The 23,367-nt window shown below is 65.9% G+C and carries 23 protein-coding genes; 11 read left to right on the top strand and 12 right to left on the bottom strand.

What is annotated here, in order from left to right; genetic code table 11:
* Nucleotides 1-126: 126 nt before the first annotated feature.
* Both BLA15945_RS21255 and BLA15945_RS21250 read left to right on the top strand, forming a co-directional pair.
* Nucleotides 127-1,863 (top strand): proline--tRNA ligase, encoded by a 1,737-nt coding sequence (locus BLA15945_RS21255; protein ID WP_174993293.1) that lies wholly within the window; start codon nt 127-129, stop codon nt 1,861-1,863.
* A 21-nt stretch (nt 1,864-1,884) separates the two neighbouring features.
* The gene (locus BLA15945_RS21250) at nt 1,885-2,487 is read left to right on the top strand and encodes a MarC family protein (RefSeq protein WP_059236275.1); all 603 of its coding nucleotides are present in this window, start codon (nt 1,885-1,887) and stop codon (nt 2,485-2,487) included.
* An 81-nt stretch (nt 2,488-2,568) separates the two neighbouring features.
* Here the strand turns inward: BLA15945_RS21250 and BLA15945_RS21245 are convergent, their stop codons facing one another.
* Together BLA15945_RS21245 and ffh are read right to left on the bottom strand one after the other, a co-directional pair.
* The gene (locus tag BLA15945_RS21245; protein WP_059236272.1) at nt 2,569-3,120 is read right to left on the bottom strand and encodes a hypoxanthine-guanine phosphoribosyltransferase; all 552 of its coding nucleotides are present in this window, start codon (nt 3,118-3,120) and stop codon (nt 2,569-2,571) included.
* Nucleotides 3,121-3,214: 94 nt separating this feature from the next.
* A complete protein-coding gene (ffh, locus tag BLA15945_RS21240) occupies nt 3,215-4,582 on the bottom strand; it encodes a signal recognition particle protein (protein WP_034186376.1) in 1,368 nt (455 codons plus the stop codon).
* A gap of 89 nt (nt 4,583-4,671) precedes the next feature.
* Here ffh and BLA15945_RS21235 point away from each other — a divergent pair, with 89 nt between their 5' ends.
* From BLA15945_RS21235 to BLA15945_RS21205, 7 genes are all read left to right on the top strand, one after another.
* Nucleotides 4,672-5,565, top strand: a complete 894-nt coding sequence (locus BLA15945_RS21235) for a cytochrome C assembly family protein (RefSeq protein ID WP_059236271.1) — start codon at nt 4,672-4,674, stop codon at nt 5,563-5,565.
* Between the two features lie 13 nt (nt 5,566-5,578).
* Nucleotides 5,579-5,896, top strand: coding sequence for a PP0621 family protein (locus BLA15945_RS21230; RefSeq protein ID WP_059236269.1), 318 nt, complete (start codon nt 5,579-5,581; stop codon nt 5,894-5,896).
* Nucleotides 5,893-6,483 carry a 1,6-anhydro-N-acetylmuramyl-L-alanine amidase AmpD gene (gene ampD, locus BLA15945_RS21225; protein ID WP_174993292.1) on the top strand — a complete coding sequence of 197 codons (591 nt, stop codon included), beginning with the start codon at nt 5,893-5,895 and terminating at the stop codon, nt 6,481-6,483. The genes BLA15945_RS21230 and ampD overlap by 4 nt, the downstream gene beginning before the upstream one ends.
* 462 nt (nt 6,484-6,945) lie before the next feature.
* Nucleotides 6,946-9,939: a ribonucleoside-diphosphate reductase subunit alpha gene (locus BLA15945_RS21220; RefSeq protein ID WP_059236265.1), complete on the top strand. Its 2,994-nt coding sequence runs from the start codon at nt 6,946-6,948 to the stop codon at nt 9,937-9,939.
* 365 nt (nt 9,940-10,304) lie between these two features.
* On the top strand, nt 10,305-11,516 hold the full coding sequence (locus BLA15945_RS21215; protein ID WP_059236263.1) for a ribonucleotide-diphosphate reductase subunit beta: 1,212 nt from the start codon (nt 10,305-10,307) through the stop codon (nt 11,514-11,516).
* A gap of 83 nt (nt 11,517-11,599) precedes the next feature.
* Nucleotides 11,600-11,926 (top strand): hypothetical protein, encoded by a 327-nt coding sequence (locus BLA15945_RS21210; protein WP_081051883.1) that lies wholly within the window; start codon nt 11,600-11,602, stop codon nt 11,924-11,926.
* A gap of 28 nt (nt 11,927-11,954) precedes the next feature.
* Nucleotides 11,955-12,641, top strand: a complete 687-nt coding sequence (locus tag BLA15945_RS21205; RefSeq protein ID WP_059236261.1) for a histone H1-like DNA-binding protein — start codon at nt 11,955-11,957, stop codon at nt 12,639-12,641.
* Between the two features lie 219 nt (nt 12,642-12,860).
* On the opposite strand, the gene BLA15945_RS21200 is transcribed toward BLA15945_RS21205, so the two are convergent.
* From BLA15945_RS21200 to BLA15945_RS21155, 10 genes are all read right to left on the bottom strand, one after another.
* Complete coding sequence (locus BLA15945_RS21200; protein WP_006476977.1) at nt 12,861-13,334, bottom strand: outer membrane lipoprotein; 474 nt, start codon at nt 13,332-13,334, stop codon at nt 12,861-12,863.
* A gap of 19 nt (nt 13,335-13,353) precedes the next feature.
* Nucleotides 13,354-14,292, bottom strand: a complete 939-nt coding sequence (locus BLA15945_RS21195) for a carbohydrate kinase family protein (RefSeq protein ID WP_059236259.1) — start codon at nt 14,290-14,292, stop codon at nt 13,354-13,356.
* A gap of 85 nt (nt 14,293-14,377) precedes the next feature.
* Nucleotides 14,378-14,881 carry a thiol peroxidase gene (tpx, locus tag BLA15945_RS21190; protein ID WP_174993291.1) on the bottom strand — a complete coding sequence of 168 codons (504 nt, stop codon included), beginning with the start codon at nt 14,879-14,881 and terminating at the stop codon, nt 14,378-14,380.
* A gap of 74 nt (nt 14,882-14,955) precedes the next feature.
* Complete coding sequence (locus BLA15945_RS21185) at nt 14,956-16,320, bottom strand: zinc-ribbon and DUF3426 domain-containing protein (RefSeq protein ID WP_174993290.1); 1,365 nt, start codon at nt 16,318-16,320, stop codon at nt 14,956-14,958.
* Nucleotides 16,321-16,365: 45 nt separating this feature from the next.
* The gene (gene prmA, locus BLA15945_RS21180) at nt 16,366-17,268 is read right to left on the bottom strand and encodes a 50S ribosomal protein L11 methyltransferase (protein WP_059236252.1); all 903 of its coding nucleotides are present in this window, start codon (nt 17,266-17,268) and stop codon (nt 16,366-16,368) included.
* Nucleotides 17,269-17,270: 2 nt separating this feature from the next.
* Nucleotides 17,271-18,638, bottom strand: coding sequence for an acetyl-CoA carboxylase biotin carboxylase subunit (accC, locus tag BLA15945_RS21175; protein ID WP_059236250.1), 1,368 nt, complete (start codon nt 18,636-18,638; stop codon nt 17,271-17,273).
* Nucleotides 18,639-18,723: 85 nt separating this feature from the next.
* Nucleotides 18,724-19,197, bottom strand: a complete 474-nt coding sequence (accB, locus tag BLA15945_RS21170) for an acetyl-CoA carboxylase biotin carboxyl carrier protein (protein WP_046544894.1) — start codon at nt 19,195-19,197, stop codon at nt 18,724-18,726.
* 66 nt (nt 19,198-19,263) lie between these two features.
* A complete protein-coding gene (aroQ, locus tag BLA15945_RS21165) occupies nt 19,264-19,716 on the bottom strand; it encodes a type II 3-dehydroquinate dehydratase (protein ID WP_011350880.1) in 453 nt (150 codons plus the stop codon).
* Nucleotides 19,717-19,910: 194 nt separating this feature from the next.
* Nucleotides 19,911-20,462 (bottom strand): TlpA family protein disulfide reductase, encoded by a 552-nt coding sequence (locus tag BLA15945_RS21160; protein WP_059236246.1) that lies wholly within the window; start codon nt 20,460-20,462, stop codon nt 19,911-19,913.
* Nucleotides 20,463-20,469: 7 nt separating this feature from the next.
* Nucleotides 20,470-21,114, bottom strand: a complete 645-nt coding sequence (locus tag BLA15945_RS21155; RefSeq protein ID WP_059236917.1) for a hypothetical protein — start codon at nt 21,112-21,114, stop codon at nt 20,470-20,472.
* A 246-nt stretch (nt 21,115-21,360) separates the two neighbouring features.
* Between BLA15945_RS21155 and mpl the strand changes: the two genes are divergently transcribed.
* On the top strand, nt 21,361-22,746 hold the full coding sequence (mpl, locus tag BLA15945_RS21150) for a UDP-N-acetylmuramate:L-alanyl-gamma-D-glutamyl-meso-diaminopimelate ligase (RefSeq protein WP_174993289.1): 1,386 nt from the start codon (nt 21,361-21,363) through the stop codon (nt 22,744-22,746).
* Nucleotides 22,743-23,312, top strand: a complete 570-nt coding sequence (locus tag BLA15945_RS21145; RefSeq protein WP_059236243.1) for a YqiA/YcfP family alpha/beta fold hydrolase — start codon at nt 22,743-22,745, stop codon at nt 23,310-23,312. Before mpl ends, BLA15945_RS21145 begins: the two co-directional genes overlap by 4 nt.
* The last annotated feature ends 55 nt before the right edge of the window (nt 23,313-23,367 follow it).

Raw genomic sequence — 23,367 nt, 5'->3', positions numbered from 1 at the left:
CGGCTGAATTGTCCCTGATTAGTCTGCTACGTCATCTGCGCCATCGTCGTTCGTCGCGCGCAGCTTTTTCACCTTGAAACTTTTTCGGGCGCCCCGCCTGGGGGCGCCGTTTTTGGAACCGTCCGCATGAAAGCTTCCCGTTTCTTTATCGGCACCCTGAAAGAAGCTCCCGCCGACGCAGAGATCGTCAGCCACAAGCTGATGGTCCGCGCCGGCATGATCCGTCGCGTCGCCGGCGGCATCTATAACTACCTGCCGGTCGGCCTGCGTTCGATTCGCAAGGTCGAGGCGATCGTGCGCGAGGAAATGAACCGGGCGGGCGCCATCGAGCTGCTGATGCCAGCCGTGCAGCCGGCCGAGCTGTGGCAGGAATCGGGCCGCTGGGAACAGTACGGCCCCGAGCTGCTGCGCTTCAAGGACCGCAAGGACAACGACTTCGTGATCGGGCCGACGCACGAGGAAGTCATCACCGACATCGCGCGCAACCAGATCAAGAGCTACCGGCAGATGCCGGTGAACTTCTACCAGATCCAGACGAAGTTCCGCGACGAGATCCGTCCGCGCTTCGGCGTGATGCGTGGCCGCGAATTCATCATGAAGGACGCGTATTCGTTCGACAAGGACGCGGCCGGCCTGAACGAGTCGTATCGCAAGATGTACGACGCGTACGTGCGCATCTTCACGCGCCTCGGCCTCGAATTCCGTGCGGTCGCGGCCGACAGCGGCTCGATCGGCGGCAACTTCTCGCACGAGTTCCACGTGATCGCCGATACCGGCGAGGACGCGATCGCCTACTGCCCGACCTCCGAGTTCGCAGCGAACATCGAGGCGGCTGAAGCGCTGCCGCTGACGCCCGAGCGCGCGGCGCCGGCCGAAGCGATGGAAAAGGTCGCGACGCCCGGCAAGGCGAAGTGCGAGGCCGTCGCCGAACTGCTGGCGATCCCGCTCGAGCGCACGATCAAGTCGATCGTGCTCGCGACCGACAACGAAGGCGCCGAGCCGACCATCTGGCTGGTGATGCTGCGCGGCGACCACGACCTGAACGAGATCAAGGTATCGAAGCTGCCGGGCCTGAAGAACCACCGCTTCGCGACCGAGCAGGAAATCGTCGAGTGGTTCGGCACGCCGCCGGGCTACCTCGGCCCGGTCGGCACGAAGAAGCCCGTGAAGGTGATCGCGGACCGCACGGTCGCGAACATGAGCGATTTCGTCGTCGGTGCGAACGAGGTCGACTATCACATCGCCGGCGTGAACTGGGGCCGCGACCTGCCGGAACCGGACGTCGCCGACGTGCGCAACGTGAAGAAGGGCGACGCGTCGCCGGACGGCAAGGGTGTGATCGACATCTGCCGCGGCATCGAAGTCGGCCACGTGTTCCAGCTCGGCACCAAGTACTCGGAAGCGATGGGTGCGACGTTCCTCGACGAGTCGGGCAAGCCGCAGCCGATGCTGATGGGCTGCTACGGCGTCGGCGTCACGCGCATTCTCGGCGCGGCGATCGAACAGAACTTCGACGACAAGGGCATCATCTGGCCGGAGTCGATCGCGCCGTTCGAAGTCGTGCTGTGCCCGATGGGCTATGACCGCAGCGAGATGGTGCGCGAGACCGCCGACAAGCTGTACGCGGAACTCGTCGCGGCCGGCATCGACGTGATCCTCGACGATCGCGGCGAGCGCCCGGGCGTGATGTTCGCCGACTGGGAGCTGATCGGCGTGCCGCACCGCCTCGTGATCGGCGAGCGCGGCCTGAAGGAAGGCAAGATCGAGTACCAGGGCCGCCGCGACGCCGAAGCGACGCTGCTGCCGGCCGAAGCGGCCGCGGCGACGGTCGCGGAGAAGATCCGCGCCGCGCTCGCACGCTAAGCACGGCGACCGGGGGACACGATGGAATACACGTTCCTGTCGGCCACCGTGCTCCTGGTGCTGATCACCGATCCGCTCGGCAACATCCCGCTGTTCATTTCGGCGATGCGGGATGTGCCGCGCGAGCGGCGCGTGAAGCTGATCCTGCGTGAAGTGGGGATCGCGTTCGTGATCCTGCTGTTCTTCATGGTGGTCGGCGACCGCTTCCTGCGGATGATGAACCTCACCGACCTGTCGCTGCGGCTCGGCGGCGGGATCGTGCTGTTCCTGATCGCGCTGCGGATGATCTTCCCGCACCCGGATGGCGCACTCGGCAGCGATCCGCGCGCGGGCGGCGAGCCGTTCATCGTGCCGCTCGCGATTCCGGCGCTCGCCGGGCCGTCCGCGCTGGCGACGGTGATGCTGCTGACGTCGCAGGCGCCCGGCAAGATGCTCGAGTGGGTTGGGGCGCTGACGGTCACGATGATCGTCTGCGCGATCACGCTGGTGCTGGCCGAACGGATCCAGCAGTGGCTCGGCGAGCGGACGGTCGCCGCGTTCGAGCGGCTGATGGGCCTCGTGCTCGTCGCGATCTCGGTCGAGATGCTGCTGGCCGGCATTCGCGCGTTCGTGCACCAGTTATAGGGCGGGCGGCGTACGCACAAAAAAAGCGGCGCTCCGGGAAACCGGAGCGCCGCTTTTCTTATATAGCGGGCAGGGCGGCGATCAGACGTGGGTGGTCAGCGCGCGGATCGTCGGCAGGTTGCGCCAGTAGCCCTTTGCGTCCATCCCGCAGCCGAACACGTAGCGGTCGGGCACCGAGAAGCCGCAGAAGTCGGGGTGCAGCGGCTTCGCCTTCGCGAGCGTCTTCTCGCACAGCACGGCCGACATGAAGCGTTGCGCGCCCATGTCGAGGATGCGGTCGCGGATCGCGGCCATCGTCTCGCCTTCGTCGAGGATGTCGTCGAGCACGAGCACGATGCGATCCTTCACCGATTCGCGCGGCGCGACGCGCCAGTGCATTTCCGGGCTGCCCTGCGTCGTGTTGCGGTAGCGGGTCAGGTGGATGTAGTCGAATTCGAGCGGGAAATCGAGATGCGGCAGCAGCATCCCGGTAAACACCGCGGCGCCGCCCATCACCGAGAGAACGAGCGGAAACGCGTCGCCGATCTCGGCGCGGATCGCGTCGGCCATCTTGGAGATCGACGCGTTGACGGCATCGGCCGACACGATCTCTTCGGAGTGGTTGAAAATGTGGAGGGCTTCTTCGCGGTTCATGTGTTCTGGCGGGCAGTCGGTATACAAATAAGAATGAAGCAGAACGGCAGGCGCGCGCTACAGCAAAAACCCGCGCGCCGGCCGACGGGCGGAATCAGCGCATGCCGGGCATCATGCCCTTCAGGCCGCGCATCATCTTCTGCATGTTGCCGCCCTTCAGCTTCTTCATCATCGTACGCATCTGGTCGTACTGGTTCAGCATCCGGTTGACTTCCTGCACCGGCACGCCCGCGCCGGCTGCAATGCGGCGCTTGCGCGTCGCCTTGATGATTTCGGGTTTCGCACGCTCGGCCGGCGTCATCGAGCTGATGATGCCTTCCATCCGGCGGATCTGCTTCTCGGCCTGGCCCATGTCGGCGCCGGCGGCCGCCTGCTGGAATTGCGCGGGCAGCTTGTCCATCAGCGACGACAGGCCGCCCATGTTCTTCATCTGCGAGATCTGCGCGCGGAAATCGTTCAGGTCGAAGTCGCCGCCTTTCTTGACCTTGTCCGCGAGCTTCTGCGCAGCTTGAACGTCGACGCCGCGCTGCGCCTCCTCGACGAGCGCGAGAATGTCGCCCATGCCGAGGATCCGGTTCGCCATCCGGTCCGGGTGGAACACTTCCAGGCCGTCGAGCTTCTCGGCGACGCCGACGAACTTGATCGGCTTGCCCGTGATGTGGCGCACCGACAGCGCGGCGCCGCCGCGCGAGTCGCCGTCGAGCTTGGTCAGCACGACGCCGGTGAGCGGCAGCGTGTCGTTGAACGCCTTCGCGGTGTTGACCGCGTCCTGGCCGAGCATCGCGTCGACGACGAACAGCGTTTCCGCCGGCTTCAGCGTGCCGTGCAGCGCGGCGATTTCCTGCATCATCGCCTCGTCGATACCGAGGCGGCCGGCCGTGTCGACGATCAGCACGTCATGGTAGTGGCGCTTCGCCCAGTCGACGGCCGCGATCGCGATGTCGACGGGTTTCTGGTCCGGCGTGGACGGGAAGAAGTCGGCGCCAACCTGTTCGCTCACCGTTTTCAGCTGCATGATGGCGGCCGGGCGATACACGTCGCACGACACCGTCAGCACCTTCTTCTTGTACTTCTCGCGCAGCAGCTTCGCGAGCTTGCCGGCGGTCGTGGTCTTGCCCGCGCCCTGCAGGCCGGCCATCAGGATCACGGCAGGCGGCGTGACTGCCAGGTTCAGCTCGGCGGCCTTGCCTTCGTAGTCGCCGCCGATCACGGCGGTCAGTTCCTTCTGGACCACGCCGACGAGCGCCTGGCCCGGCGACAGGCTGCTGATCACTTCTTCGCCGAGCGCCTTTTCCTTGACCTTGGCGATGAATTCGCGGACGACCGGCAGCGAGACGTCGGCCTCCAGCAGCGCGAGACGCACCTCGCGGAGCATCTCCTGGGTGTTCGCCTCGGTAAGCCGGGCCTCGCCGCGCAGCGTCTTGACGACGCGCGCCATCCGTTGAGTGAGATTGTCGAGCATGGGGAGCGTTGGACAGTGGGGCCCGAAGACGCGGCGGAACCGAACAAAGGGAGCCGTCGCGGGAAGGGGGCCTAGTGTAAACTTCGAACATGGATATTGTACTGTATGCCCTCACCGCATTCCTGTACGGCGGCCTCGCCGTCGCAGGCTGGCGCACGCATCGCCAGGGCGCGACGCCGCTCGTCGCGAGCGTGCCGGCCGTGCCGGTTCCCGCGTCCGCCGCGTCCGGGATGAGCGGGGCCGGCCGCGCGCTGCTGTTCGCCGCGCTCGTCGCGCACGGCGTACTGCTCCACATGACGATCTTTCCGAACGACTCGATGGTGTTCGGCTTCGCGTTCGCGCTGTCCGCGATGTTCTGGCTCGGTGCCGGCATCTACTGGATCGAGAGCTTCTTCTTCCCGCTCGACAGCCTGCGCCTGCTGGTCCTGCCGCTCGCGTGCGGCGCGTCGCTGCTGCCGCTCGTGTTCGGCGGCGTGCGGGTGCTTCCTTATGCCGCAGCACCGCTGTTCAAGCTGCACTTCCTGATCGCGAACATCGCGTACGGGCTGTTTGCGATCGCCGCGCTGCATGCGGTCCTGATGCTGATGGTCGAGCGGCGGCTGCAGTCGCTGAGGAGCGGCGGGCGCGACGGCTCGACGGGCTGGATCGCGAGCTGGCTCGAAACGCTGCCGCCGCTGCTCACGCTCGAGAAGCTGCTGTTCCGCCTGATCGGCGCCGGCTTCGTGCTGCTCACGCTGACGCTCGCGTCGGGCATCCTGTTCAGCGAGCAGGTCGACGCGCGCGCGCTGCGGCTCGACCACAAGACCGTGTTCGCGATCCTGTCGTGGCTGATGTTCGGCGGCCTGCTGGTCGCCCGCAAGACGTCGGGCTGGCGTGGCCGCGGCGCCGCGCGCTGGGTGCTCGTGTCGTTCGCCGCGCTGCTGCTCGCGTATGTCGGCAGCCGGTTCGTTTTCGAGGTGCTGCTGCACCGTTCCGTGGTTTGAACGCAGGTTTCCGATGCGACAGATTCTTCTCCTGATTCTTCTCTTCTTCGCGGGTTCGTGGCTCGCACGCAAGCTGCGCCAGGCGCAGGAGCACGCGCAGGCGCGCACCGGCCGCGGCGCCGGTCACGACGGCGCGCCCGGTGCCGGCGGCCCCGGGGCTGCGCGGCCGAACGGCGACATGCGATCGCTGCCCGAGCCGATGGTGCGCTGCGCCGAATGCGGCGTGCATGCGCCGAAGGGCGATGCGGTCGCCGCAGGCGGCGAATACTTCTGCAGCGCCGAGCACGCGCAGCGCCACGCCGCACGTGCAAGCGGTCGCGACGCGCGATGAGCGACGCGCGGGTGTTGTCGGTCGACGCAAACGGCTGGGTGCGCGAAGCGCGCCATGCGCCGTCGCCGAACTTCGAGATGCGGCCCGCGGGTGCGGTGCCGACGCTCGTGGTCGTCCACAACATCAGCCTGCCGCCCGGTGAATTCGGTGGCGACGCGATCGAGTCGCTGTTCCTGAACCGCCTCGACTGCGATGCGCACCCCTATTACCAGAGCCACCTGCGCGGCGTGCGCGTGTCCGCGCACTTCCTGATCCGCCGCGGCGGCGAGCTCGTGCAGTTCGTGTCGTGCGACGAGCGCGCGTGGCACGCGGGCTCGTCCGAGTTCTTCGGCCGGACGCGCTGCAACGACTTCTCGATCGGCATCGAACTCGAAGGTGCCGACGACGTGCCGTTCGACGATGCGCAATACGCGGTCCTGGCTGCGCTCTCCCGCGCGCTCGCGGCGCGCTATCCGGTCGACGCATTCGCGGGGCACTCGGACGTCGCGCCGGGCCGCAAGACCGACCCGGGCCCGCACTTCGATTGGCAACGCTTCGCGAGCGATGCCGGTTTTTCCGGCGAATACTTTCCTTTCCGTCAGCACTGATCGCGGGGTTTTTGAGCCGGGAAAAAAATTTTTTCCGACCAATGCCTTGTCACGTCTGAGCCTGCGCGGGGCGGGGGTGATGTCAATACCTTCAGTGCAAATTATCCGTTTGGACGTCCTCCGAATGTCCACTATACTTGGTGCCAGTTGAGCGGTTCTGCACTAGATATAGTGTGTGTCGCAGGGGAAACCCGAGCGGCACCGGCCGGCGGGCAACGCCGGCGGACAGGGTTCTCAGGGCGGCGCGTCAGGCCGGGCGGTCCGGGCGTCGCGACCAGCGCAGCGAACATCGACGGGGCAGGGGATACATGACGAAGCACACGACCGGCCAGGTTGTCGCGCATCGACCGAACCGGCTTCCCCGGCGCATCGCTCGCCTCTTACCGCTCGCGCACCGCATTGCGCAGCGTTCGTTTTAATCCGCGGTTCTCTCCGCACCATCCAACACCAGGAGCTTTGCACATGCAAACCACCGACAACGCGACGTCCCAGTACGAGAGCGCCTCGAGCCGTCCGCTCGGCGGGACCGAACAGGGCGCGAAGGCGCTCGCGCCGCAGGCCACGTTCGCCGACTACAAGGTGATCCGCCGCAACGGCAGCGTCGTGTCGTTCGAACCCTCGAAGATCGCGATCGCGGTGACCAAGGCTTTCCTGGCCGTCAACGGCGGGCAGGGCGCGGCATCGGCGCGCGTACGCGAGCAGGTCGAACAGCTGACGCACAACGTCGTCCGCGCGCTCGTGCGCAGCCGCCCGAACGGCGGTACGTTCCATATCGAAGACATCCAGGACCAGGTCGAACTCGCGCTGATGCGCGGCGGCGAGCACAACGTCGCGCGTGCGTACGTGCTGTATCGCGAGAAGCGTCACCTCGAGCGCCAGAATGCGGGCGAGGACGCAGCGGCAGCGGGCGCCGAGTCGAGCACCGGCATCAATGTCGTCGACAACGGCGTGACGCGCCCGCTCGATCTGAACGCGCTGCGCGCGCTGATCGTGTCGTCGTGCGACGGCCTCGGCGCTGCGGTTAACCCTGACCCGATCGTCGCGGAGACGGTGAAGAACCTGTACGACGGCGTGCCGATGAGCCAGGTCTACGACTCGGCGATCCTCGCAGCGCGCACGATGATCGAAAAGGATCCGGCATACAGCCAGGTCACGGCCCGCATCCTGCTGCACACGATCCGTCGCGAGATCCTCGGCGAGGAAGTCGTGCAGGCCGAGATGTCGGCCCGCTACACGGAATACTTCCCGCAGTTCCTGAAGCGCGGCGTCGACGCCGGCCTGCTCGACGACAAGCTGCTGCAGTTCGACCTGAAGCGCCTCGGTGAAGCGCTCGACGCGAACCGTGACCTGCAGTTCGGCTACCTCGGCCTGCAGACGCTGTACGACCGCTACTTCCTGCACGTCGAAGGCACCCGCATCGAAATGCCGCAGGCATTCTTCATGCGCGTCGCGATGGGCCTGTCGCTGAACGAGATCGACCGCGAAACGCGCGCGATCGAGTTCTACAACGTGCTGTCGAGCTTCGACTTCATGAGCTCGACGCCGACGCTGTTCAACTCGGGCACGCACCGCTCGCAGCTGTCGTCGTGCTACCTGACGACGGTCGCGGACGATCTCGACGGCATCTATGAAGCGCTGAAGGAAAACGCGCTGCTGTCGAAGTTCGCCGGCGGTCTCGGCAACGACTGGACGCGCGTGCGTGCACTCGGCTCGCATATCAAGGGCACGAACGGCAAGTCGCAAGGCGTGGTCCCGTTCCTGAAGGTCGTGAACGACACGGCCGTCGCGGTGAACCAGGGCGGCAAGCGCAAGGGCGCGGTCTGCGCGTACCTCGAATCGTGGCACCTCGACATCGAGGAGTTCCTCGAGCTGCGCAAGAACACCGGTGACGACCGCCGCCGTACGCACGACATGAACACGGCGAACTGGATTCCCGACCTGTTCATGAAGCGCGTGATGGAAGGCGCCGACTGGACGCTGTTCTCGCCGTCGACCTGCCCGGACCTGCACGACAAGTTCGGCACGGAGTTCGAGGCGGCTTACACGGCTTACGAAGACAAGGTCGCGCGCGGCGAGATCAAGCTGTTCAAGAAGATCCCGGCGGCGCAGCTCTGGCGCAAGATGCTCGGCATGCTGTTCGAGACGGGCCACCCGTGGATCACGTTCAAGGATCCGTGCAACGTCCGCTCGCCGCAGCAGCACGTCGGCGTCGTCCACTCGTCGAACCTGTGCACGGAAATCACGCTGAACACGAGCGACACCGAAATCGCGGTGTGCAACCTCGGCTCGGTGAACCTCGTCGCCCACCTGGTGAAGCAGGCCGACGGCAGCTACGCGCTCGACCACGACAAGCTGAAGCGCACGATCAGCGTCGCGATGCGCATGCTCGACAACGTGATCGACATCAACTACTACGCGGTGGCGAAGGCGCGTAACTCGAACCTGAAGCACCGCCCGGTCGGCATGGGCATCATGGGCTTCCAGGACTGCCTGCACCTGCTGCGCACGCCGTACGCGTCGGAAGCGGCGGTCGAGTTCGCCGACCGTTCGATGGAAGCCGTCTGCTACTACGCGTACTACGCGTCGACCGAGCTGGCCGAAGAGCGCGGCCGCTACTCGAGCTACCGCGGCTCGCTGTGGGATCGCGGCATCCTCCCGCAGGACACGCTGAAGCTGCTGGCTGAAGCGCGCGGCGGCTACGTCGAGGTCGACACGTCCGAGTCGCTCGACTGGACGACGCTGCGTTCGCGGATCGCCGCGCACGGCATGCGCAACTCGAACTGCGTCGCGATCGCGCCGACGGCGACGATCTCGAACATCATCGGCGTGTCGGCCTGTATCGAACCGACCTTCCAGAACCTGTACGTGAAGTCGAACCTGTCGGGCGAATTCACGGTGGTGAACGAGTTCCTGGTTCGCGACCTGAAGGAACGCGGCCTGTGGGACGAGGTGATGGTCTCCGACCTGAAGTACTTCGACGGCATGCTGTCGCGCATCGACCGCATCCCGGCCGACCTGCGCGCGATCTACGCGACCGCGTTCGAAGTCGACCCGACGTGGCTGGTCGAAGCGGCATCGCGCCGCCAGAAGTGGATCGACCAGGCGCAGTCGCTGAACATCTACATGGGCGGCGCGTCGGGCAAGAAGCTCGACGAGGTCTACAAGCTCGCATGGCTGCGCGGCCTGAAGACGACCTACTACCTCCGCACGATGGCGGCGACGCACGTCGAGAAGTCGACGGTCGCACACGGTGCGCTGAACGCAGTGCCGACGGGCGGTTCGAGCGGCGGCGGCGCGCAAGGCGCAGCCGGCGGCTTCGGCGCGGCGGGCGGCGCAGCATCGTCGTCGGGCGCAGTCGACGCAGCACCGGCACTCGCGCCGGTCGAGGCAGACGGTCCGGTGTGCACGATGCGTCCGGGCGATCCGGGCTTCGACGAGTGCGAAGCGTGCCAGTAACGCAGTGCGCCTGACCTGAGAAGCAGGCACGGGCGGCGCACACGACAACCGATCGAGGTTGAAGTGTGCGCCGCTCTCAACTAAAAAAATGATAAGGAATCTGTAACGCGACACCTGCGTTGCAGGCAGTGACAAGCGATCGAAACATCCCCGACGGCGTCGCGTTTCGATCAGCGTTCGATGCGTCGAGCGCACCTCGCGATACAAGCGCGACTCACATCGCGCGCTGCATGAACGACGATGCGTTGCTCAAAGTGTTGTATCGAGGTCGCAACGCGAATCGAAAAAAGGATTTTTCGTGAGCGAACCCTTTTATCGCTCAGGAAAAGATGGTACAAACCGTTCTAAATTGATGGTGAGAATTTATGCTCAACTGGGATGACGAGAAGACTGCCGTAACCCCCGCGAGCGGAGCGCAGCAAAACGCGATGCGCACCTCCGCCGGGATGGCTGTCGGAATGCAGGCTGCTGCGCCTGCCGCCCATCAGGTCCGTGACATTTTCGAAGGCGATCTTGCGGTGCCGCCGCAAGCATCGGCTGTTCCCGCCGGCGGTTCGGAAGCGCGGGTCAATGTCGCCGACAAGCGCATCATCAACGGCCAGACTGACGTGAATCAGCTGGTGCCGTTCAAGTACAAGTGGGCGTGGGAAAAGTATCTGGCCGGTTGCGCGAACCACTGGATGCCGCAGGAAATCAACATGTCCCGCGACATCGCACTGTGGAAGGACCCGAACGGTCTGACCGAGGACGAGCGCCGCATCGTGAAGCGCAACCTCGGCTTCTTCGTGACGGCCGATTCGCTCGCGGCGAACAACATCGTGCTCGGCACGTACCGCCACATCACGGCGCCCGAGTGCCGGCAGTTCCTGCTGCGCCAGGCGTTCGAGGAAGCGATCCACACGCACGCGTACCAATACATTGTCGAATCGCTCGGTCTCGATGAAGGCGAGATCTTCAACGCGTATCACGAGGTCTCGTCGATCCGCGCGAAGGACGAATTCCTGATCCCGTTCATCCACACGCTGACGGATCCGGCCTTCAAGACCGGCACGCTCGACGCGGATCAGAAGCTGCTGAAGTCGCTGATCGTGTTCGCCTGCATCATGGAAGGCCTGTTCTTCTATGTCGGGTTCACGCAGATCCTCGCACTCGGCCGCCAGAACAAGATGACGGGTGCTGCAGAGCAATATCAGTACATCCTGCGCGACGAGTCGATGCACTGCAACTTCGGCATCGACCTGATCAACCAGATCAAGCTCGAGAATCCGCATCTCTGGACCGCGGAATTCCGCGCCGAGATCCGCGAGCTGTTCAAGCAGGCTGTCGAACTCGAATACCGCTACGCCGAAGACACGATGCCGCGCGGCGTGCTGGGTTTGAACGCGTCGATGTTCAAGAGCTATCTGCGCTTCATCAGCAACCGCCGTTGCCAGCAGATCGGCCTCGATCCGCTGTACCCGAACGAGGAAAACCCGTTCCCGTGGATGAGCGAGATGATCGACCTGAAGAAGGAACGCAACTTCTTCGAGACGCGTGTGATCGAGTATCAGACGGGGGGCGCGCTGTCCTGGGAATAACCCGCAGCAGCGAATCCGTCACATGATGTGAGCAGCCGGTGGCCTCTCGGCCCCGGCCCAAGGTTTAGGAGCAAGAACGCCTGATGCAAAGCATGCCCGGTGCCTTAACGGCCCAACGATACGACAGGCACTTTGCGAACCCTTCAGTGGGATGGGCAAACTTCCCTCCGGATAAAGCGGACGGCCGTGTGGTAGTCCGCTTGATCAAGCGATTAGGGGTAGCGGCGCGAGGTGCGCCGGCTACCGACTTGATTTGGCGCGCGAGGCCGAGTGGTCACGCGCGCCATACCGTATTCATTAGCGTAAGCGCGTGGTATCCGCGTACGCCGATGAATAGCCCGCTTCGAAGCGCACGTCCTGAACAGCGTCCGCGGGAAGCGGGTTTTGACGAAGGGTGTAGTTTGAACTGACTCTCATCTGAACCTGAAGGAGAACAACATGGCACTTGCCAAGAAGAAACCGGCTGCTAAGAAGGTTGCTGCCAAGAAGACCGTTGCGAAGAAGGCTGCTGCTCCGGCGAAGAAGGCCGCTGCAGTGAAGAAGGTCGCAGCGAAGAAGGTCGCCGTGAAGAAGGTTGCTGCGAAGAAGGCAGCACCGGCGAAGAAGGCTGCTGCAAAGAAGGTTGCTGCGAAGAAGGTCGCGGTGAAGAAGGTTGCAGCCAAGAAGGTCGCAGCGAAGAAAGTCGCCGTGAAGAAGGTTGCTGCGAAGAAGGCAGCACCGGCTAAGAAGGCCGCGGCGAAGAAGGTTGCAGCGAAGAAAGTCGCCGTGAAGAAGGTTGCTGCGAAGAAGGCAGCACCGGCGAAGAAGGCTGCAGCGAAGAAGGCCGCGCCTGCCAAGAAGGCTGCAGCGAAGAAGGCTGCGCCTGCCAAGAAGGCCGCTGCGAAGAAGGCTGCGCCTGCTAAGAAGGCCGCCCCTGCGAAGAAGGCTGCCCCTGCGAAGGCGGCTGCTGCTCCGGCGAAGAAGGCCGCTGCACCGAAGAAGGCTGCTGCTCCGAAGAAGGCCGTCGTGAAGAAGGCTGCGCCGGCAACGACCGCGTCGACCGCATCGGTTGCGCCGGCATCGGGCGTGAAGACCGCGCTCAACCCGGCAGCGGCATGGCCGTTCCCGACCGGCAGCCGTCCGTAATCGCGGCTGACCAGCACCACCCGGACACTCACGTGGTGTCCGTGGGTTGAGTAGCGCTACTCAATCAGTCCCGCCATCTGGCTCAGGTGGCGGGATTTTTTTCGTCCGTATTCGCCCTCGAAGCCGAACGCGACGACGCGAGTACGGACGAAAAAAAACGCATGTGCAGCTTCGCACATGCGTTCGACCGCGGCTTGCGCCGCGTGCTGAGGATACCGGTTAGTGCGTGACGCGCGTGACGCCGCCGCTCGACAGCAGCCGCACACGCTCGCCGGCGCGGAACGCTTCACCGCTGGCTGCCTGCGTGATCGAGCGCAGGTCGCCGTTGTCGAGACGCACGGTGATTTCGACACCGTTCGCCGTGCTGAGGTTTTCGCCGACCGCGTTACCCGCGACCGCGCCGACGAGGCCGCCGGCGATCGCCGTCAGGATCGAGCCCTTGCCGCCGCCGATTGCGCTGCCTGCGACAGCGCCGAGTGCGCCGCCGCCGAGCGTGCCGATCGCGCTGCCGCCGCCGTCGGACTGGATACGCACCGCACGGACGCTTTCGACCGTGCCCATGCGGACCGTCTGTTCGCGCTGCGCCTGGCCGACGCTATAGACATCGGCCGAGCCGGGTGCCGTGAAGCAGCCGGCGAGCGTCAGCGTGGCCGTCAGCATGGCCGCGAGCGTGAGGGTTTTTTTCGTCAACATCTTTGCTCTCCCACAATATTCATTTGAGACTGTAACCGAATGCAGTCTCGAAGCGTGCGTCGATTTCGGCGCGCGTCAGTACGTAAGTCTGAGGCCCCTGGTGGGCGATCTTGATCGAGCCCATCAGGCTCGCGAGGCGCCCCGTGGTCGCCCAGTCGAGGCCATGCTCGATGCCGTACAGCAGGCCGCCGCGGAAGGCATCGCCACAGCCGGTCGGATCGGAGATGCGCTCGGCCGGTACGACCGGAATCTGTTCCGTGCCCTGCTTGTGGCGGATGGTCGCGCCGTGCTCGCCACGCGTGATGACGAGGGCGTCGACCCGGCTGGCGATTTCATCTTCGGACCATCCCGTCTTGTCGCTCACCAGCTTGGCCTCGTAGTCGTTGACCGCCACATAGGTCGCAAGTTCAATGCTGCGGCGCAGCGTCGCACCGTCGAACAGCGGCAGACCCTGGCCCGGGTCGAACACGAACGGCACACCGGCCTTGGCGAGCTCTTCCACGTGCTGCACCATCCCGTCGAAGCCGTCCGGGCCGACGATCGCCAGCTTGATGTCCGGTGCGTCGCCCGCGTGGTTCAGGTGCGACTGCATCATCGCGCCCGGGTGGAACGCCGCGATCTGGTTGTTGTCGAGATCGGTCGTGATCATCGCCTGCGCGGTGTACGTATCGGGCAGTACACGAACGTGGTCGCGGCGCAGGCCGAGCTGGTCGAGCCGGTCGAGATACGGCTGCGCGTCGAGCGCGCCCATCGTCCCCATCATGCGCGCATCGCCGCCGAGCAGGTGCAGCGCGTACGCGATGTTGCCCGCGCAGCCGCCGAATTCGCGGCGCATCGTCGGCACGAGGAAGCTCAGGTTGATGAGGTGCACCTGGTCGGGCAGGATGTGCTCGCGGAACCGCCCTTCGAAGGTCATGATGGAGTCGTAGGCGATCGAGCCGCAAATCAGCGTAGCCAAGGTGTGCGTTCCTGTAGAAATGAGGGGCCCTGCGCGACAACGCCGCGCGAAGGGCGCGGCGCGGCAGGGGAAAGCGGTAGAAAGCTTACTTCAGTGCGGCGAGCGCTGCATCGTAGTTCGGCTCGTCCTTGATTTCGCCGACGAGTTCCGCGTGGATCACCTTGTCCTGCGCGTCGAGCACGACGACTGCACGTGCGGTCAGGCCGTTCAGCGGGCCGCTCGTCACGTCGACGCCGTACGCGTTCGCGAACGCGCGGCCAGCGCGGAACGTCGAAGCCGTCACGACGTTCTCGAGGCCTTCGGTCGTGCAGAAGCGCGTGGCGGCGAACGGCAGGTCGGCGGACACGACGACCACGACCGTGTTGTCGAGCGCCGACGCGGCTTCGTTGAACTTGCGGGTCGACGTCGCGCAGGTCGGCGTGTCGAGGCTCGGCACGATGTTCAGCACCTTGCGCTTGCCGGCGAAGCTGGCGAGCGACAGGTCGGCGAGGTCCTTGCCGACCAGCTTGAAATCGGCGGCTTGGGCGCCGACGGCCGGGAACGTGCCGGCGAGATCGATCGGGTTGCCACCCAGCGTAACTTTGCTCATGTTCGTGCTCCGAAATAGCGCGCCAATGGAGGCGCGCGGGTTGAGACGGGCGCGCATGCGCGCGCCGCGGCGCGTCACGGATAGAAGATCTGGACGCGGAAATTCGAGGCGGGCGTGCCGTTCGTTTCGAGGCGGACGACCATCGTCTGCGTCGTGCCGGGCGGCAGCCCGGCGTCGATCGGCGTGCCCGGGCGCACGTAGTCGCGCGGCGCGAGCACGCGGCGCACGGTGACGTGATTGGTATCGTCGAGCAGCGTGAGTTCGAGCGACGGGTACGCGAGCGGGACGCGGTAGCGGTTCGTCAGCGGGACCTTCAGTTCGAGCTCGCGCGGGCCGTCGAGCTGGCGCAGGTCGGTTGCGTCGAGCCGCAGCCCGTCGATCGCGCGCGGCGGCGCGACCGTGCAGCCGAGCGGCGCGCAGGCCTGCCGGAACCAGCCTTGCGTGACGGGCCAGCCGATCATCAGCGCTTCGCGTTGCCACCACGCGAGTTGCGCGACCAGCAGCACGGCCAGCACGGCGACGACGAGGCCGCCGAAAAAGCCGTCGAGCATCCCGCGCGGCTGCGGCGCGCGCGTCTCGCGCGTGACGGCGAAGTGCGGGCGGTCGTCGTCGGTCAGGGCGGCAGGGAACGGTGCGGCCGGTTCGGTTGCTGCCGCGGCCGGCGTCTTGTCGTGCCGGACGAAGGCATCGGGTTCGGATCCGCTTTCAGCTTCGGCGACGGCCGGTGCCGGCGTGAAAGCGAAACGCGGTTCGCGCGGTGCGCTTTCGTCGTCCGGCACGGCGAAGTGCGCGCGGCCGACGGGTTCGGCGGCATCGGGCGTTGCTTCCGATTCCGACGGAATGTGGGCGACGAAGCGGGGCTCGCGCGGGTCGCGCTCGACCGGCGCGGGCGATGCTTCTTCGGTTTCGAGTGATTCGTGTGCTTCGTGCTGCGTTGGCGGCGCAGGCGGTTCGTCCGCATGCGCGACGGCAGCCGACGGCTCCAGCTCGGCCGGGGAGGACGCGAACGACGCGGGCGTACCGGACAGGTGAACGACGCCGGCTTCCACTGACGGGAGCGCGAGCGGTACCAGCGGCTCGGTGCGCACGGTCTCGACGCTGTGCTGCAGCGACGGATCGACGCCGGCGTCGAGCCACGGCGCCCACATGTCCCAGCCTTCCGGCTTGTAATCGGAGTCGGACGGCGACCCGGCCGGTGCGTCGGCGGCGAACAGCCGCGCTGGCGGTGCCTGATGGTGTGCGTCGTGGCCGTCCGTCGCGGCAGCCGTCCCGGTCAGGGCCGGTTCGGGCTGCTGCGCGTGCTCGGGAACGAGCGACTCGGCTGCATTGAAGACTTCGTGGCAATGCCCGCAGCGCACGAGCCCCTGATGCAGCGAGAGCTGTTCCTGCTGCAGCCGGAAGACGGTTTCGCAATGAGGGCAGCGCGTCGCAAGAAGCATGTCGAGCCGGGCGGCCTGCTGGCCAGAGTGAAGGACAGCGCTATTCTAATGGCTTTCCCGCCGGGTTCCGGCGAGGCATACCCAACCTTCGTGTTCGCGCCAGACCGAGATGTCGACGTAGCGCGCGTAGACGGCCGCGACTTCGTCCGCCTGGCGCGCGAGCACGCCCGACAGCGCGATGCGCCCGCCCGGTTTGACCTTCGACGCGAGCATCGACGCCATCAGCTTCAGCGGGTTCGACAGGATGTTCGCGACGACGATGTCGAATTCGCCGTCCGGGCATGCATCGGGCAGCCCGTACGTGACTTCCGCACGGTTGCGCTCGCTGTTCTGCCGCGCCGATTCCACCGCCTGCGGATCGATGTCGATGCCGATCACGGGGTTCGCCCCGCATTTCTTCGCGAGGATCGCGAGAATGCCGGAGCCGCAGCCGTAGTCGAGCACCGACTGGCCGGGCTTCACCGACTGTTCGAGCCACTCCATGCACAGACGCGTCGTGGGGTGGCTGCCGGTGCCGAATGCGAGGCCCGGATCCAGTTCGAGGACGAGCGCGCCGGGATCGGGCGCATCGTGCCACGACGGCACGACCCAGATCCGCTCGCCGATCGGGATCGGCTCGAACTGCGACTGCGTGAGCCGCACCCAGTCCTGTTCCTCGACTTCGCGGACGACGAACTTCGGCGTGTCGGCGATACCGATCTCGTTCGCGGCGGCCGCGAGCAGCACGGCCGGCTCATGGTCGGCCGACAGCAGCGCGACCACACGCGAGTGCTGCCACGCGGTACGGTCGGGCACGAGGCCCGGCTCGCCGAAGAGCGGCTGTTCGTCGGGCGTGTCGGCGTCGGCGTCCTCGACGGACACCGACAGCGCGCCGAGATCGAGCAGCGCGTCGGACAGGGCCTCCGCATGCTCGCGGGCCAGCTCGACGACGAGTTCGCGATAGCTCATGCTTACGCTTCTTCCGGTGCGACCTGCTGCTTCTGCGCGAGCCGGTTTTCGAGGTAATGGATGCTGGTGCCGCCTTCGACGAACTTCGAGTCGATCATCAGCTCGCGGTGCAGCGGGATGTTGGTCTGGATGCCTTCGACGACCATTTCCGACAGTGCGATGCGCATCCGGCGGATCGCCTGCTCGCGCGTCGCGCCGTAGGTGATCAGCTTGCCGATCATCGAATCATAGTTCGGCGGCACGAAATAGCCATTGTAGGCGTGCGAATCGACGCGCACGCCGGGGCCGCCCGGCGTATGCCACGACGTGATCCGGCCCGGCGACGGCGTGAACTTGAACGGATCTTCCGCGTTGATCCGGCATTCGATCGCATGTCCGCGGAACTGGATGTCGCGCTGGCGCAGCGTGAGCTTCTCGCCGGCCGCGATGCGGATCTGTTCCTGCACGATGTCGACGCCCGTGATCAGCTCCGATACCGGATGCTCGACCTGCACGCGCGTGTTCATCTCGATGAAGTAGAACTCGTTGTTCTCGTACAGGAATTCGAACGTGCCCGCACCGAGGTAGCCCATCTTCTTGCACGCGTCGGCGCAGCGGTCGCCGATGCGGTCGATCAGGCGGCGCGGAATGCCGGGCGCCGGCGCTTCCTCGATCACCTTCTGGTGGCGGCGCTGCATCGAGCAGTCGCGCTCGCCCAGCCAGATCGCGTTCTTGTACGCGTCCGACAGCACCTGGATTTCGATGTGACGCGGGTTCTCGAGGAACTTCTCCATGTACACCTGCGGGTTGCCGAACGCACGGCCGGCTTCCTCGCGGGTCATGTTGACCGCGTTGACGAGCGCAGCCTCGGTGTGCACGACGCGCATCCCGCGCCCGCCACCGCCGCCCGCCGCCTTGATGATGACCGGATAGCCGATCGCGCGCGCAATCTTGACGATCTCCTTCGGATCGTCCGGCAACGCGCCTTCCGAACCCGGCACGCACGGCACGCCGGTCTTGATCATCGTCTGCTTCGCGGTGACCTTGTCGCCCATCATCCGGATCGTTTCCGGGCGCGGGCCGATGAACGTGAAGCCGGACTGCTCGACGCGTTCCGCGAAATCGGCGTTCTCCGACAGGAAGCCGTAGCCGGGGTGGATCGCCTCGGCATCGGTGACTTCCGCGGCGCTGATCAGCGCCGGCATGTTCAGGTAGCTCAGGTTCGACGGGGCCGGGCCGATACAGACGGCTTCGTCTGCGAGGCGCACGTACTTGGCTTCCTTGTCGGCTTCCGAGTAGACGACCACCGTCTTGACGCCGAGTTCGCGGCACGCGCGCTGGATGCGCAGCGCGATTTCACCGCGGTTGGCAATGAGAATTTTTTCAAACATAGCGAGTATTCGTCTCTTCGAGGGGCGCGCGAACGGCGCCTGGCGAGCATCGGCGGCGCGCGGCCGACAGGGCCGCGCGGCGGGCTTAGCCGATCACGAAAAGCGGCTGGCCGTATTCGACGGCCTGGCCGTTCTCGACGAGGATTTCCTTGATCACGCCGGCCTTGTCCGACTCGATCTCGTTGAGCAGCTTCATCGCTTCGATGATGCAGATCGTCTGGCCTTCCTTGACCGTGTCGCCCACCTGGACGAACGGGTCCGCGCCCGGCGACGGCGCGCGATAGAACGTGCCGACCATCGGCGACGTCACGACGTGGCCCTGCGGGACGGCCGGTGCGGCAGCGCCGCCCGCGGCCGGCGCGGCAGCGCCTTCGGTCGGCAGCGCGGCCGACGGAGCGGGCGCGCTGACTTGCGGGGCATACCCAGCCGTCGGCTGCACGTAGACCGGCGGTGCGTTCTTGACGATGCGCACCTTGCCTTCGCCTTCCGTCACTTCCAGCTCGGAGATGCCGGATTCGGAAACGAGGTCGATCAGAGTTTTCAGCTTACGAAGATCCATCGGGAATTCCCCTTTCAATACGTGAAAGCGCCGGTTAGGGGCCGGCGCTGAATCTAGATCGCGAAATCAGCCGCGCGACGTGCCTTGCAGCTTGTCCAGCGCGTACTCGAGCGCGTACAGATAACCTTTCCAGCCGAGCCCGCAGATCACGCCTTCGGCCTGGTCGGAAAAGTAGGAGTGGTGCCTGAACGCTTCGCGGCGATGCACGTTCGACAAGTGAACCTCGACGAACGGGATGCCAACGCCGGCGATCGCGTCCCGGATCGCAACGCTCGTGTGCGTATATGCGGCCGGATTGATCAGGATGAAATCGGTCTGTTCCTCCCGCGCCGCCTGGATGCGGTCGACCAGTGCGCCTTCATGGTTGCTCTGGAACGACGACAGTTCGGCGCCGGCTTCCCGGGCGCGCGCGGCAAGCGCCTGATCGATCTGCGCGAGCGTGACGCGGCCGTACACCTCCGGTTCCCGGGTGCCGAGAAGGTTCAGGTTGGGGCCGTGCAGCACCAGCAATCGTGTCATGGTCGCTTCTATTTCTGCGGAATTGCGCGAACTTTAGCGCTATTTAGAGAAATTTGTCTAGTTTTGCCGAACGGCCAGCGGCGGCGAATCTGCAAGAATTACCGGCGCGCCGGCAAAGTATCGGCGAATTCACGCGAAATTGCGGTGATCGACCCGCAAATCGCCGCCAACGTGCGGGCCGCCGTTCGGGCCGGTTACAGCGCGTCGAGCGTCTTTTTCAGCTCGGCCGGCTGGATTTGTCCCAATTTTGTCTCGCGAATCTTGCCGGTTTCGTCGATGACGACCGTGAACGGCAATGCGCCGGCGGTATTTCCGAAATTACGGGCCAGATCGGCGCCCGCATATCCGCTGACGAAAACCGGATAGTCGACCTTCACCTTCTGCAGAAAGTTCTTCACGTTCTGTTCGGAATCAACGCCGATCCCGACGAAACGGATGCCTTTCTGCTTGTATTGGTGCGACAGCGCAACGAGCTCGGGCATTTCTTCGACGCACGGGCCGCACCACGATGCCCAGAAGTTGACGACGACCTTCTGGCCCTTGAAGGCGGCGAGCGTGACGGGCTTGCCGTCGGTGCCCGTCAGCGATGCGGCCCACAGCTGGTCGACCGGGTTGCCCTGCGCGGCGGGCGCGGCGACGGCGACGCCGTCGTCGGCGCTGCCACGGAACCAATGGCCGGCGGTGAGCCCGCCGGCAACGGCGGCGGCCGCGACGACCGCGAGCGCCAACATGCGTTTCATCATCATCGTTGAATCATTCCGGTTCGGAAGGGGCCTTGCCTGCTTCGACGAGCGCGCGCAGCGTCGCGGCATCCGCGCGGGCGACACGGCCGCGTGCATCGGCCTTGACCGCGCCGCGCAGGTCGTCGCTCGCATAGAGCGCGAGGTGGATGCCGATTGCGTCCATGTCGCGCCGCGGGCGCCACAGGAAACTGAGCGTCTCGACGTCGGCGCGACCCGCGAAGTGCCGCGTCTCGGACACGTCGTACTGGACGTTCTGGTTCAGCAGGTAGATGGCGACATCCTTCGGGTTGTCGGTGAATGCCTGCAAATGGATATCCGAATGCGCGTTTGCGGTGCCGTTCAGCACGGCGCCCGTCACATAAGGATGGAACTCCGCGAGCCGGCGCATCCAGTCGAGCGCGATTTCGCGCAGGCGGCGCAGTTCGTCCGGCTGCGTATCGCTCTGGAACAGCACGAGGTACTCGCGCAGTTCTTCCTCGATCTGGTCGTTATCCGGCAGCCATTCGCCGGCAATGCGGGAATCGCCCAGCAACTGGCGCGCGGCTTTGCGTTTCGCGCCGGCGTAGTCGAGGCCGTCCTCCGCGATCAGGCGGGCGGCGGACTGGGCGATTTCCTCGCGGACGCGCCGCGGGTCGAGAAGGGATTTGCGAGACATGATCCGGCAATCATACTCGATCGCCGAAGCGCCCGAGCGCGGGTGCGGCGGGCTGCCGCCCGGCGCGCGGGTGGCGTTCGCCCGCATCGTTCGGGCCGCCGGGCAGCGCAGGCCGTCAGTTACAATAGCCATCTTTGTGTCGCGGCAAAAGTCGTTGGCCGGGCGCCGGCCGCACGGCCTGTCCGGCGCGACGCACACGCATCCTTTCCGAATCGACGGCGCCCGGCGGCGCGAAAGCATTCATCTATGCACATCCACATTCTTGGCATCTGCGGCACCTTCATGGGCGGTCTCGCCGTACTCGCGCGCGAGGCGGGCCACACGGTGACGGGTTGCGACGCGGGCGTCTATCCGCCGATGAGCACGCAGCTCGAGGCGCAGGGCATCACGCTGATCGAGGGCTACGGCGCCGACCAGATCGACCTGAAACCGGACCTGTTCGTGATCGGCAACGTCGTCACGCGCGGCAACCCGCTGATGGAGGCGATCCTCGATCGCGGCCTGCCGTACGTGTCGGGCCCGCAGTGGCTCGGCGAGCACGTGCTGGCCGGTAAATGGGTGCTCGCGGTCGCGGGCACGCACGGCAAGACGACCACGTCGTCGATGCTCGCCTGGCTGCTGGAAGACGCGGGCCTGAACCCGGGTTTCCTGATCGGCGGCGTGCCGCTGAACTTCGGCGTGTCGGCGCGGCTCACCGATTCGAGCTTCTTCGTGATCGAGGCCGACGAGTACGACACCGCGTTCTTCGACAAGCGCTCGAAGTTCGTCCACTACCGGCCGCGTACCGCGGTGCTGAACAACCTTGAATTCGATCACGCCGACATCTTCCCGGATCTCGCCGCGATCGAGACGCAATTCCATCATCTCGTGCGCACCGTGCCCGGGGTCGGCCGGATCGTCACGAACGGCCGCTCGGACGCGCTCGAGCGCGTGCTGGCGCGCGGCTGCTGGAGCGAGGTCGAACGCTTCGGCGTCGACGGCGGCTGGCAGGCGCTGCCGGCCGAGGACGGCGTACCGGTCGACGAGCGCTTCGCGGTGTACTCGCAGGCCGGGCGCGTCGGCGAAGTCGCGTGGCAGGTGCAGGGCGATCACAACCGGATGAACGCGCTCGCGGCGATCGCCGCTGCGCGCCACGTCGGCGTGCCGCCCGCGCAGGCTGCCGAATCGCTCGCATCGTTCCGCAACGTGAAGCGCCGGATGGAAGTGCGCGGCAGCGTCGACGGCGTGACCGTCTACGACGACTTTGCGCATCATCCGACCGCGATCGAAACCACGATCGCCGGCCTTCGTGCGCGCATCGGCGGCCAGAATGCCCGCATCCTCGCCGTACTCGAGCCGCGCTCGAACACGATGAAGCTCGGCGTGATGAAGTCGCAATTGCCGGCGAGCCTCGCCGACGCCGATCTCGTGTTCGGCTACGGCGCGCCGGCGGGGCGCGACGCGCTCGGCTGGAATCTTGCAGAGGCGCTGGCGCCGCTTGGCGACCGTGCCCGCACGTTCGACGATCTGCATCTGCTGGTGAAGGCGGTGGTCGAGGCCGCGCGTCCGGGCGACCACGTGCTCGTGATGAGCAACGGTGGCTTCGGCGGCGTGCACCAGAAGCTGCTCGACGCGCTCGGGAGCCGCACGTGATCCTGTATCTGCACGGCTTCCGGTCGTCGCCGGAATCGCAGAAGTCGCGGCTGCTCGCCGCCCGCATGGCCGAACTCGGCCGCACCGGCGAGTGGCGGTGCCCGTCGCTGTCGGTGTCGCCGCTCGAAGCGATCGCGGTCGCGGAGGCCGAGGTGGCCGGTGCGCGCGACGTGACCGTCGTCGGCAGCTCGCTCGGCGGCTATTACGCGACGTGGCTGGCCGAAAAGCATGGCTGGAAGGCCGTACTGCTGAATCCGGCCATCGTGCCGCAGCGCGATCTCGAGCAGCATCTCGGCGAACAGCCGCTGTGGCACGGCGGCGGCACGATCGTCGTCGAGCGTCATCACCTGCACGAGCTTGACGCGTTGCGCGTGCCGGCGATCTCGCGCGCCGAACGCTACTATCTGTTCGCGGCGACCGGTGACGAAGTGCTCGACTACCGCGAAATGCTGGCCCATTACCCGGGCGCGAAAACGCGCGTGATCGAAGGCAGCGATCACGGGATCAGCGAATTTGCCGACTATGTCGACGACGTTCTCGCCTTTTGCGACGGAAAGACGTCATAAACCGGCCGTGTGCCGATTGAATTCCCATCATCATGCGGTGCCGCCGATGCGGCGC

The organism is Burkholderia arboris, from assembly GCF_902499125.1.
Taxonomy (GTDB): Bacteria; Pseudomonadota; Gammaproteobacteria; order Burkholderiales; family Burkholderiaceae; genus Burkholderia; species Burkholderia arboris.
Note: the sequence above shows the minus strand (reverse complement) of the source record. Positions and strands in the feature narration are given on the sequence as shown.